Raw genomic sequence first — 12085 nt, 5'->3', positions numbered from 1 at the left:
CCGAAATGACGGACGACAAGAAGCCGTGGCGGCACTTGCTGGCCCATCTCCGCCCGCAATGGCGGACAGTGCTGGCCGGCGGCGTGCTGGGCCTGCTGGGCGGGGCGAGCGGTCTCGTGCTGCCGCTCGCGGCGAAGGTGGTGGTCGACGCACTGCTCGGGCAGCGTGGGCTGCTCGGCCCGGCGCTTGTGCTGGCCGGCGCGGCCGTCGTGGGCGCCGTGCTCACCGCCGCGAGCCGTTATCTGCTCGAACGCACCGGCGAGAACGTCGTGCGCCGCGTCCGCGACCAGCTCAGCGGGTGGATCCTGCGCCTGCGGGCGGGTGCGATGGACCGCCTCCAGCCCGGCGACCTGATGTCGAGGCTCACCTCCGACGCGACCCTCCTGCGGTCGGTCGCGGCGAACGCCGTCGTCAACGTGGTCACCGGCGTGGTGATGGGTGCCGGTGCGATCGTGCTGCTGGCCTCGACCGACTTGGTGCTGCTCGGCGTGACCGCCGGGGTGACCCTGGTGTCCTGTCTGGCGTACGCGGCGACTATGCCGCGGCTCGCCGCCGCCAACCAGCGGATGCAGGAGGCGATCGGACGGCTGGCCGCGGTCGCGGAACGGGCGTTAGGCGCCTTCAGGACCGTCAAGGCGAACGGTGCTGAAGGCGGTGAGCTGGCCCGCGCCGTCGACGCTTCCGGCGACGCGTGGCGGCACGGTGTGCGGGTGGCCCGGCTTCAGGCAGTGGTCGGCGTCGCCGGAACGCTGTCCACCCAGGTCACCTTCATCGCGGTGCTCGGCATCGGCGCCGCCCGGGTCGGAGCCGGGGCGCTGACGCTGTCCTCGCTTATCGCGTTCCTGCTGTGCCTGACGTACCTCTCGGGACCGATTGGCCAGGTCGTGTCGTCAGTCGCGCAATGGCAGGCCGGGCTGGCCGCGGTCCGGCGCCTGACCGAGGTCGCGGCGATGCCCCGAGAACCCGCCGCCCGCGATGACGTGGCGCCGGGCGCCGACCACCGGCCGGCCGCGGTCTCCTTCTCCGGCGTGACCTTCGGCTACCTGCCGGAGACGCCGGTCCTGCACGACGTGACGGTCGAGGTGCCCGCCGGCGGCATGACCGCGATCGTGGGGCCGTCGGGATCGGGCAAGAGCACGTTTTTCGCCTTGCTGCAACGCTTCTACGAAGCAGAGCGCGGCCGAGTCGCGGTGGACGGGCGGGATGTCCTGCAGTGGCCGCTGGACGAGCTGCGGGCCGCTATCGGCTACGTGGAGCAGGACGCCCCGGTGCTGGCCGGCTCGCTGCGGGACAACCTTCGCTACGGCGCGCCGTCGGCCACCGACGAGCAGATCCGCGCGGTGTTGCGCCAGGCCCGGCTGACGACCCTTCTCGATCAGCTGCCCGACGGCCTCGACACCGCCGTCGGCCACCGCGGCACCACGCTTTCCGGCGGGCAGCGGCAGCGAGTGGCGATCGCCCGGGCGCTGCTCCGCCGGCCGCGGCTGCTGCTGCTCGACGAGATCACCTCGCAACTCGACGCCGCGAACGAGGCGGCGCTGCGGGAAGCGGTCGAGGACATCTCGGACGGCACCACCGTGGTCGTGGTCGCGCACCGGCTGTCGACGGTGGTCAACTCCGACCGGATCGTCGTGCTGGACGCCGGCCGGATCCGGGCCGTCGGGACCCATCGCGGGCTGGTCGAATCCGACGAGCTGTACCGGGAACTGGCCGCGGGACAGCTGATCGCCACCGGGGAAGGAGCACGGCCGTGAACCGCTTTTACGTGGCAGGGATGGACACCGGCGCCGTGTCGGTCATCGGAGCCGGAGCTGAGCTCCTGGACGAAATCGAGGTCGGCGCAAGACCGTTCGCGATGGCGCTGGGGCCGGACGGCGACCGCGCGTACGTCACGAACTTCAACGGCAACACGGTGTCGGTCATCGACACGGCGAAAGACGCCGTCGTGGGGGAGATCCCCGTCGGCAGCAATCCCGGCGGCATAGCCATTTCTCCCGACGGCGAACGGGCCTACGTCAGCAACTACGCGGGTCACGACGTCTCCGTGGTCGACCTGCGCGGCGAACGAGTCGTCTGCGCCGTTCCCGTCGGATCGAATCCCGCCTCGACAGCGGTGTCGCCGGACGGCTCGCTGGTTTACGTGACCAACTACGAAAGCCACGACGTCTGCGTGATCGACGCGCGGGTGAACGAAGTCGTGGCCCGGCTGGAGGTCGACCGTCAGCCGAACGGCGTAGCCTTTGGTCACCGCGGCGACCGGGTGTACGTGACGAGCACCGGCGACGACAGCGCGGTGACGATCATCGATCCGGCCGGCCACACCGTCGTAGGGACGATTCCGGTCGAACGGGGACCGTACGGGATTTCGGCCGCGCGGGACCGGGATCTGCTCTACGTGACGCAGTACTACTCCGACAGCGTCGTCGTGCTCGATCCGGTCACCGGGCAGGTCGTGCGGAGGACGCCGGTCGGCCACTGCCCGGAAAGCGTCGCGGTGTCGCCGGACGCCCGCCGGATCTACGTCAGCAACCGGCACAGCCACGAGGTATCCGTCGTCGACGCGGTGAGCGGTGCCGTCCTCGCGACGGTCGCGGTGCGCAGTCCCGGCGGGATCGCCGTTGTGCCGGGGTGATCGGAAGAAAGAGCGCTTTTCCTGGGGTCCGCACTTCTTTCTCGCGAGGAGACCGATCTCGTGCGCCGCGGCGGACTGCCGGTTTGCTACCGGTTCGTCGGCGGTTTTCTGGCTGGTTTGGGCAGTGCCCCGGCCGCATCGTTGTCGGGCGGCACCCCGGCGGCCGATCCCGCTCGTTCGTCCAGTCCACCGAGACTCCGGTCTCCCGGGCAGCGCGGACGGGAATTGTCCCTTGAAAGGAACTCTCGCGATGACCGTTGTTGCTCGCGGCAGCCGTTCGCGCTGCCTGATGGGAGACCACGGGGCCGGGGTGCGCACTTTGCGCGCGGCGGCCGAGCACTACGCCGCATGGGGCTGGCCGGTGCTGCCGGGCCCGGTCTGCGACGGGCTGACGACCTGGCATCCGGTCACGTGCGAGCCGCTCGGTCCTCGCGAGCCGACGGTGCCGCGCTCCGGCGCGACCGTCGACCGCCGCGTCATCGCGGAGTGGTGGTCTGTGCACCGGCAGGCGATTCTCTCGCCGGTCGGCTGCCGCTTCGACGTCATCCGCACTCCGACGTTTCTCGGCTGGCGTGCGCTCGCCGCGTTCGACGACGGCGATCCGCTCGGTCCGGTGGCGTTGTCGCCGCAGGGAGCGTTGTTCTTCGTCGAGCCCGGAACGTGCGGGAGTTCCGAGGCGGGGCCCGGCGTCGAGGTCCTCGCGCCGGGAGTCCTTGTCGCTCTTCCTCCGAGCCGGGTCGTCGCGGGGGTCGTGTGGTGGCGGATCTCCCCGGCGGACCGGGACACGCTGGGCGACGGCGCCGAGATTCTGGGCAGGCTCGCCGGACTGTCCGGCGAATCCCGGTGATTCCCGGTCGTCGGCACCGCGTTCACCTGGGGGTTCAAGGTTTCTCGCCAGGTTTTCCCCCGGGCGGGACGTCATCGTGGTGCCTGCGCCGGTTCTGCCGCCAACGGGGAGCAGGACCAGCGTCCGCGAGTTGCGTCCCCGAACGAAAGGATCGCGCAGATGAAACCCCGGAATCGGTTCGTCGTCACGGCAACGGCGGCGGCCGCGGTCATCGGCGGCAGCTTGATGGCGGCCGCGCCGGCACAGGCCAGCGCTGCCGGCTCGGAGCTGATCGTCGGCTACACGTCAGCGGGAGCCCCGAGCGATCCCGCGGCACACTGGTATGTCACGGGCAGGCTGGGCTCCTTCAAGATCCGTGCCGACCACAGCGTGAACAGCGCTGTGCTGGAGACGGTCGCGAAGGGACATAAGGCCTGGTGCTGGAACCAGACGGCTGGCTGCGGCGCCGGTACCAACGGCAGCGAATACCGTTGCTCGAGTACCACGCCCAAATACCGCGACTGGATCCCCGTGGCCACGTCCAGCCAGCATAAAGGGTGGGTCGCGCGGCACTGCGTTTACGCGGTGCACTAGAAGCGCGTCAGTGCTGGGCTTCGAGAATTGCTCAGCACGGGCCGCCGTGAAGTGTGCCTCCTGCCTGCCGACGGCTGGGGAGAACGGCCTGTCCGCTCTCCCCAGCCAGCCAGGCGCGGTGTCAGCGAATCAGATTCTCCGGCACCCGCAGCTCCTTGTGTGCGTAAAGTGCCTGCACGGCCGCGGGATCGTCGGCGGCGCACACGTCGGCGAGTTCGTCGAGCAGGACGTCGTAGTCCGCGCCGGTTTTGCCTTCGTAGGCCTCGGTCATGCGGCCCCATTCGTCCCACGGAAGGGTTTCGATCTTGTTCAGCGCGGCGAGATCCTTCACGGCGTTGCCGCGGATCTCGGCCGGGCCCCAGTTTTCGGTGCCGTGGACGCCGAACTGGGAAGCGTCGATTTCGCCGCGCCGGTAGGCAGTCCATGCCTCGCCGCCGGTGAGGAATTCGCCGGGGCGCAGGTCATGCGGGCTGGGCACCACGGTCTGGCCCAGGATCTCCGGGTCGAGGCGGATCCAGCGCGCGTCGCTGTTGTCCCAGTACTCGGTGATCCAGTGGTCGACACCTTGTCCTGGCTGGAAGTAGGTGGCGAAGCCGCAGCGGACGCGCGCGGCGATTCCGCGGTAGCGCAGCAGAGCGCAACTCAGCACGGCGAAGTGCCGGCAGGTCCCGACCACGCGCTTGGCTGGTTCGCGGGCAGTGGCCAGCGGTGCCGGGTCCAGTTCGAGCAACCGCTTGACCAGCGAGCCTGCCGGACGGATCTGGTTCTCGCCGAACCGGTCCGCGGGCAGGTTCAACGCCTGCGCGTCGGCGGGCTGGACGACCAGTTCGCCTACGGGCAGGCAGATTCCGCGCGGATCATCGGCGGTCGACTCGAGTGCGAGCGGATCTACGCCGTCGAGACTGGTAAACGGCCCAGGGGAGGTGTAGTCGAGGACGTCTGCCACGGGCCGATCCTAGGCGGTGGCCGGAACTGTCGTCCGGCTTTCGCGGAATCCCGCGTGCGGCTGCGATTACCGTCGTCGCGCCTCACCGCGCCGACCACACGCCAGTCGCCGCCGCGCGCCGGGCGTAGTCGGCGAAATCCGTCGGTTCCCGTCCGGTGGCGCGTCGCACTCCATCGCTGAGGAAGCCGGTTCCCCCGCGATGCAGCCATTCGAACGGGCCCGCCTGCATTTCCGCCGACTTCCGGTCGTAGCCCCGGTCGATCAGGCGGTGCACATACTCGGGCAGCTCAACCGGAATCTGCTTGATATCCCTGCCGGTCGCCTTGGCGATCTCAGTCACCGCGTCGGCGAACGTCAGCGGTCGCGGTCCGGACAGCTCGTAGATCTCTTCCTGGTGCCCGTTCTCGGTGAGCGCGGCCACCGCGACCGCGGCGATGTCGACGGCGTCCACGAACGGCACGGTGCCGTCGCCGACGGGGATCGCCAGTTCGCCCTCGTGCAGTTCGGACAGTTTCGGGTCTTCCTCGAAGGTCTGCGCGAACCAGCACGGCCGCACGATCGTCCATTCCGCGCCGCTCTCGCGAGCAGCCCGCTCGCCGTCGGCCACTGCTTGCGCCCACGGGCCGTACGGGGTGTTCAGCAGGTAGTTCTCGCCGTCGTCGCCGCGTCCGGACAGCGCCACGATCCGCCGGACTCCCGAGCGCACCGCCAGTTCCGTGAACTCCGCCGGATCCGCTGCGCCGACCACGCCCCACACGTTGAGGTACACCGTGTCGACCCCGGTCAGGACTGGCTGCCAGGTGGCGCGGTCCGCCCAGTCGAAGCGAAGGGGACTGGACCGGGAAACCGGCCGCACGGGGCAGCCCAGCTCCCGCAGCCGGACGACCACGTGACGGCCCGCCTTGCCGGTCGCGCCCATCACCAGAACATTGCTCATGCCGTCAGGCTAGCTGTGTAAGATAGGCAAGGCTAGCCTAACTTCGAGTCGGGCCAGGCCTCGGCGTCGAATCCGGTTCAGTGATCCGTTCGACACCGAGGCGTGCTGCTCACGGACGGTCGGTGAGATAGCCGCCCATGGTCGTGAAGTACAAGGTCGTCGGGCTCACGCCGACGATGGGTGGCACTCAGCGTTTGGCGGCGCGGGCGGGTGTGGCTCGTGCGAAGGAGTTCGTTTTCACCGGAGAGCTGTTCGACGCGGCGACCTTGGAGCGGTGGAACGTGGTCAACCGGGTTCTGCCGGACGAAGGGTTCGACGACGCCGCCCGGGAGTTCACCCGTCAGCTCGCGGAAGGCCCGACGCAGGCGCACGCCGCGACGAAGCGGATCCTGGCCCATTTCGAGCACGGCGGGGTCCCGGAGGCGAACGAGCACGTCACGGGGATCGCCGCGGAGCTGTACGACACCGAGGACCTGCGGGGCGCGGTGAAGTCGTTCCTGGCTGAGGGGCCGGGGAAGGCCCGGTTCTCCGGGCGCTGACTGGGGATTGCTGCCCAGCCCTGGTCCGGTGCGGGACCAGGGCTGGTTTCGTTGTGCTCTGCTGGGTTGGCCGAGACGGGCGCGGCTGCTCCGGTTCGGTTGTTAGTGCCTGGGGACCACGGCAGGACGCTCGAAGCATGACTGCCGTGCTCAGCCGCGAGCCCCGCGTTCAGGCGAGAGCGCTGAGGAAGGCCCGGACAGCAGCCGCCGGTTCCTTGCGGTGCTGGGCTTCCAGCATCGCCAGCGAATGTCTCCAGCTGCGCCGCGCACCGCGCACATCGCCCAGTGCACGGTAGCTGCGGCCCAGGTGGTCCCACATCTCCGCTTCCAGGTAGGCGTTGCCGAGAAGCTGGCAGAGTTCCACGGTTTCGCGGCAATACCCGGCCGACTCCTCGAAGTTCCCGGTATGGAAGGCGATGTAGCTCAGGACGCCGAGGTTCTCCGCTTGCCCTGCGACGTCTCCCTGCGCGCGGAACCGCGCCAGCGCGTGCTCGCAAGCCTCCCTGGCCGGGGCGAATTCGCCCGCTTGGGCGCGGGCCCAGCCGATCAGGGTGAGCGACCGGGCGCGCCAGGCCGGATTGCCCAGTTCGGTGAAGAGGGCGGCGGCTTGTTCGGCGTGCGGGCGGACCAGACTGGCGTCGCCGAGTTGGTGCCGCGTCCAGCCGAGCACGTAATGGGCCATGGCCAGGCCGTGCGTGTCCCCGCGAGCCTCGGAGATCGCCCGGGCTCGTTCGAGGTCGCGCAGGGCCTCTTCCGGTTTGCCGAGGTGCGCGGAAGCGCGGCCGAGCCTGCGCAGGGCTTGTGCCTCGTGTGCCGGGTCGCCCAGACGCTCGGCGGCGGTCAGGGCCAGCCGCCAGGTTCGCGCTTCGTCGGCGAAACGGCCGCGCAGTTCGTGGAACGGGAAGAGCAGCCGGGCGATCCCGAACACCGGCAGCCAGGATTCCTGCTCGGCGGCGAATTGCTGCAAGGCAAGCAGGTTGTGCCGTTCGGTCTCGAACCATTCGGCCGCCGCTGCCGCGTCCGGGAAGGTCTGCGGGCGGGCGTCCGGAACGCAGGCGTCCAGGGCGAGCGCGGGGAGATGCGGGGTGAACAAGCGCTCGCCCGCGTACGCGCTGTGCAGGAAATGGTCCACCAGACGGCGATCTGCCGCGGCTCGCCCGCCGGCGACGCGGAGGGTCCCGGCGTATTCGGTGCCGTACAACCGGACCAGATCGTGCATCCGGTAGCGGCCGGGAGTCGAGGAAACCACCAGGTGCGCGGCTTCCAGCGCGTTCATGGCGGCGACGGTCCGGGGCGGCGGCCAGCCGGCCAGTGCGGCGGCGGCCGGAATCGAGGCGTCGTCCAGCGGCGCCGGGCTCAGCAAGGCGAAGAGGTCCGCTGAATCGGCGGGCAAGGCTGACACTGAGGAACCGAAAACCGCGCGCAGATCGGTCAGCTGGTCGCCGGTGACCAGCCCGTCGAGCAGGGTTTCCCGGTCCCGCAGTTCCTTGGCCAGCACGGCGATCGGGAAATGCGGGACGACGTGCGCGCGGGCGGTCACGATCGACAGCGCGAGCGGGAGGCCCGCGCACTGCCGGACGATCTCCCGCACCGCCGCCGGTTCGGCGTCGGCTCGTTCCGGCCCGATCCGGTCGCGCACCATCACGCCGGCCGTCGCCTCGTCGAGCGGCTGAACGGTGATCAGCCGCGCCTCCCGGGCCACCGCGAGACCGGTGAGGCGGTGCCTGCTGGTGATCAGCACCAGGCTGCCCGCGCCGTCCGGGAGCAGGGGAAGCACCTGCGCCGCGTCGCGGACGTTGTCCAGCACGAGCAGCATCCGGCGATCCGCCAGAAGACTGCGGAACAGCACGGTTTGCGAGTCCAGGTGGTGGGGGATGGCCCGCAGGTCGACCCCGAGCGCTTCGAGGAATCCGCTGAGCACGGCACCCGGTTCGGAGGGAGCCGCGCTGGGGTCGAAGCCGTGCAGGTCCCGGTAGAGCTGGCCGTCGGGGAATTGGTCGCGGCGGGCGCCCGCCCAGCGCAGCGCCAGCGCGGTCTTGCCGATCCCACCCGCCCCGCACAGCACGACCACCGACATCCGGCTGCCGCGGCTCAGCACGAAATCCATCTCCGCCAGCTCCGCGTCGCGGCCGGTGAACTGCTCCGGCGCGGCGGGCAGCTGCCGCGGCAGCACCCGCGGACCGGGCACCGGCGCCGGGTCGAGAAGCTGCTCGCGTTCCGCCGGATCCAGGCCGAGGACCTGGGCCAATCGCCGGACCGAGGTCAGCTGCGGATTGCGGCGCTTGCCGGTTTCCAGCCCGCGGATGGTGGAGACCGAAATCCCCGAGCGCTCGGCGAGTTCCTCCTGCGTCAGCCCGGCCCGGAGCCGAAACGCGCGCAGCGCGGCCACGACGTCGGCTTTCTCCGGCACGTGCTGCTCCCCCCGGAACCCGGCACCGGTCACAGGTGGCCGGTCGATGCACTGTTTCCCATCTTAGCGGCGGACGAGACTTCGAGTACGCGTCGTCCGCCGCAAGTGTTCCGGGACGAGGCATTCACACTGGTTATGACGTGGGGAGAAACAATGCGATTCAACCGCGTGGTCTCGGCGGCCCTGTGCGCCGGGATCCTGGGGGCCGGCACGCTGGCCCTGACCGCACCGGCCCAGGCGGCCCCGGCCGCTCCGGCGGCCCATTCCGTGTCCGCCGAGTCGATCAACGGCGAGGCCTACATCTACCGCCCGTCTTCCTGGCGGCCCGGCTCCACCGTGGGCACCAGCGACAAGATCAACTGGATCTTCCAGGATGACGGCAACCTGGTGGCCTACGACGAGCACCACAATGCCCTGTGGTCGACCGGGACCGACCACAAAGGGGCACAGGAACTGCGTTTCCAGGCCGACGGGAACCTGGTGATCTACGGGCAGGGCGGTGTCGTGCTCTGGGCGTCCAACACGACCGGGCACAACGACCCTTACATCATCGTCCAGGACGACGGCAACATCGTGATGTACAACCAGCGCGCCTGGCCGCGGTACGCGGTCTGGTCCACCGGCACCAACCACTGATTCCCGGCACTGATTCCGTGCGGAACCGGGGCGTCGCTTCCCGGTTCCGCACGGACGCCGTTCCGGGCACCGCAGTTCATCCCGCGAATTCCGCCGGAAGAACTGCGGCACCCGGAATCCGGATATCGCCTACGGGCGGTCGGTGAGATAACCGCCCATGGTCGTGAAGTACTCCGTGGCGGGCAGTTCCCGGTCGTCAGCGGTGCGGACGCGTTCGATGCGCAGTCCCGGCGACTGCCCGCGCCGCGCCTCCTGGCCCGCGACGATCACCACGCCCTCGCCTTCGCGGATGAAGATGCGGCCGGGTGTTCCGCCGTAGTGACCGTCCGAAACCGACGCGCGCACGATGCGCAGCTGCTCGCCGCGGTGGTAGGTGAACGCGTTGGGGTACGGGTCGGATTGGGCGCGCACGAGGCGGTCCAGTTCCTCGGCGGACCACGTCCAGTCGATGAGGCTGTCGCGCGGGGCGCGCTTGTGGAAGAAGCTCGCCTTCGTCCGGTCCTGCGCGATCGGGACCACGGTGCCGGACGCGATCAGGCCCAGCGCCTCCGTCACGAGCGGTTCGATGAGATCCACGGTGCGGTGGAACAGATCCGTGGCGGTGTCGCGCGGGCCGACCGCTACCGCGCGCTGGGCCACGATGTCGCCCGCGTCGAGTTCGTCGTTCATCATGTGCGCGGTGACGCCGACCTCCGGCTCGCCGTTGATCAGCGCCCAGATGATGGGGGAGAAGCCGGCGTAGGCGGGCAGCAGCGAATCGTGCACGTTGAGCGTGCCGTGGCGCGGGAGGTCGAAGATTTCCGGCGGCAGCCAGGTGCGCCAGTTGTTCGCGACGATCAGGTCCAGGTCCGCCGCCTCCAGTTCGGCGAGCAGTTCGGCGTCGTCCGGGCGGGTGCGCAGCAGCGTGCGGATCCCGCGCTCCTGCGCCAGCTCGGCGACCGAATCGCTCCAGATCCGTTCGTAGGCGTGGTCGCTCGGCGGGTGGGTGACCACCAGCCGCACGTCGTGGCCCGCGTCGAGGAGGGCCTTCAGGGTGCGGTGTCCCCAGGTCTGGTAGCCGAACATGGCCACGCGCATCGGCGGTGCACCTTTCGTGGTCGGGACGAACATCACCCAGACAGTACTAGTTGAGGCTTACCTAAGTTAGGTTAGGGTTTCTTGAGCATTGGTCAGTCGAGAACGGTGATGCGGCAGTGCCGCGCTAGGGGACTTTCATGTCACGAGCAGGGGCCGAGGACAGCCAGATACCGGTGTACGACGTGGTCGGAGTCGGGTTCGGGCCGTCCAACCTGGCGCTCGCGATCGCCCTCGCCGAGCACAACGCGGGCTCGGGGGAGACGGTCACGGCGCACTTCCTGGAGCGCCAGCCCCGGTTCGGCTGGCATCGCGGGATGCTGATCGACACCGCGACGATGCAGGTGTCGTTCCTCAAAGACCTGGTGACGATGCGGAACCCGGCCAGCGCGTTCACGTTCCTCGGCTACCTGCACGAGAAGGGGCGGCTGGTCGATTTCATCAACCACAAGACCCTCTTCCCGCTGCGCGTGGAGTTCCACGACTACTTCGAATGGGCCGCGGCGAAGGTCGACGACCTGGTGTCCTACGGCAGCGAGGTCGTCTCGGTCGAGCCGGTGCGCGACGGCGACGAGATCGCTTTCTTCGACGTGCGGGCGGAAGCGGACGGCGAGATCACCGAACTGCGGGCCCGGAATCTGGTGCTGGGCACCGGATTGCGCGCGAAGCTGCCGGACGGTGTCGTTGCCGGGGACCGGATCTGGCACAACAGCGAGCTGTTGCACCGCGTCGAGTCGTTGCGCGGCACGGACGCGCGCCGGTTCGTGGTGATCGGAGCCGGGCAGAGCGCGGCCGAGGTCGCTGCTTTGCTGCACGACGAGTTCCCGCGGGCCGAGGTGTGCGCGGTGTTCGCCCGCTACGGCTACAGTCCTGCCGACGACAGTGCGTTCGCCAACCGGATTTTCGACCCCGAGGCGGTCGATTCCTTCTACGCGGCAAGCGAACCGGTCAAAGACAGCTTGATGCGCTACCACGGCGCGACGAACTACTCCGCGGTCGATCTGGACCTCATCGACGAGCTGTACCGGCGGCGGTATCAGGAAAAAGTGCTCGGCGTGGAACGGCTGCGGCTGTTCAACGTTTCGCGTCCGGTCGAGGTCGCCGACCAAGGCACGCACGTGCGCGCGACGGTCGAATCGCTCGCCACCGGCGAACGTTCGGTGCTGGACGCCGACGCCGTCATCTACGCGACTGGCTACCTGCCCGCGGACCCGACGCCGCTGCTCGGCAGCCTGGCCGCGCAATGTCGTCGGGACGGCGAAGGCAGGCTGAAGGTCGAACGCGACTACCGGATCACCACCGACCCGGCTGTGCGCGGCGGCCTCTACCTGCAAGGCGGGACCGAACACACGCACGGCATCACGTCGTCGCTGCTGTCGAACACCGCGGTGCGGGTCGGAGAAATCCTGCAGTCCATTGTGGACCGACGGGCGGCCGAGGCGGATCCGGTGGAGTACGCGGTCAGCGGGATTCGCTGAGCGGGCAGGGAAA

Annotated in this window: 10 protein-coding genes and 1 pseudogene; 7 read left to right on the top strand and 4 right to left on the bottom strand. The window is 69.6% G+C overall.

Annotated elements, in window-relative coordinates:
- The first annotated feature begins 5 nt into the window (after positions 1–5).
- The 4 genes from ACWGIC_RS03075 to ACWGIC_RS03060 all read left to right on the top strand — a co-directional run bounded on the left by ACWGIC_RS03075 (position 6) and on the right by ACWGIC_RS03060 (position 4052).
- Positions 6–1754, top strand: a complete 1749-nt coding sequence (locus ACWGIC_RS03075; protein WP_452074228.1) for an ABC transporter ATP-binding protein — start codon at positions 6–8, stop codon at positions 1752–1754.
- Positions 1751–2632, top strand: a complete 882-nt coding sequence (locus ACWGIC_RS03070) for a YncE family protein (protein ID WP_452074227.1) — start codon at positions 1751–1753, stop codon at positions 2630–2632. Before ACWGIC_RS03075 ends, ACWGIC_RS03070 begins: the two co-directional genes overlap by 4 nt.
- A gap of 250 nt (positions 2633–2882) precedes the next feature.
- On the top strand, positions 2883–3479 hold the full coding sequence (locus tag ACWGIC_RS03065) for a bifunctional DNA primase/polymerase (protein ID WP_452074226.1): 597 nt from the start codon (positions 2883–2885) through the stop codon (positions 3477–3479).
- 159 nt (positions 3480–3638) lie between these two features.
- A complete protein-coding gene (locus ACWGIC_RS03060; protein WP_452074225.1) occupies positions 3639–4052 on the top strand; it encodes a hypothetical protein in 414 nt (137 codons plus the stop codon).
- 121 nt (positions 4053–4173) lie between these two features.
- Here ACWGIC_RS03060 and ACWGIC_RS03055 read toward each other — a convergent pair whose 3' ends face one another.
- Positions 4174–4998: a transglutaminase-like domain-containing protein gene (locus tag ACWGIC_RS03055; protein WP_452074224.1), complete on the bottom strand. Its 825-nt coding sequence runs from the start codon at positions 4996–4998 to the stop codon at positions 4174–4176.
- Between the two features lie 82 nt (positions 4999–5080).
- On the bottom strand, positions 5081–5935 hold the full coding sequence (locus ACWGIC_RS03050; RefSeq protein WP_452074223.1) for an NAD(P)H-binding protein: 855 nt from the start codon (positions 5933–5935) through the stop codon (positions 5081–5083).
- A gap of 152 nt (positions 5936–6087) precedes the next feature.
- On the opposite strand from ACWGIC_RS03050, the pseudogene ACWGIC_RS03045 reads away from it, so the two are divergent.
- A pseudogene (locus ACWGIC_RS03045) lies at positions 6088–6474 on the top strand (enoyl-CoA hydratase/isomerase family protein); the annotation flags it as partial.
- Positions 6475–6643: 169 nt separating this feature from the next.
- Here the strand turns inward: ACWGIC_RS03045 and ACWGIC_RS03040 are convergent.
- Positions 6644–8884 (bottom strand): ATP-binding protein, encoded by a 2241-nt coding sequence (locus ACWGIC_RS03040; RefSeq protein WP_452074222.1) that lies wholly within the window; start codon positions 8882–8884, stop codon positions 6644–6646.
- 153 nt (positions 8885–9037) lie between these two features.
- Between ACWGIC_RS03040 and ACWGIC_RS03035 the strand changes: the two genes are divergently transcribed.
- A complete protein-coding gene (locus ACWGIC_RS03035) occupies positions 9038–9520 on the top strand; it encodes a hypothetical protein (protein ID WP_452074221.1) in 483 nt (160 codons plus the stop codon).
- Positions 9521–9649: 129 nt separating this feature from the next.
- Here ACWGIC_RS03035 and ACWGIC_RS03030 read toward each other — a convergent pair whose 3' ends face one another.
- Positions 9650–10597 carry a methionyl-tRNA formyltransferase gene (locus ACWGIC_RS03030; protein ID WP_452074220.1) on the bottom strand — a complete coding sequence of 316 codons (948 nt, stop codon included), beginning with the start codon at positions 10595–10597 and terminating at the stop codon, positions 9650–9652.
- A 137-nt stretch (positions 10598–10734) separates the two neighbouring features.
- Here ACWGIC_RS03030 and ACWGIC_RS03025 point away from each other — a divergent pair, with 137 nt between their 5' ends.
- Positions 10735–12072, top strand: coding sequence for a lysine N(6)-hydroxylase/L-ornithine N(5)-oxygenase family protein (locus tag ACWGIC_RS03025; RefSeq protein ID WP_452074219.1), 1338 nt, complete (start codon positions 10735–10737; stop codon positions 12070–12072).
- Positions 12073–12085: the final 13 nt, after the last annotated feature.

This window comes from Amycolatopsis sp. NPDC054798, assembly GCF_053611505.1.
This window is presented reverse-complemented; position numbering and strand designations above follow the sequence as displayed.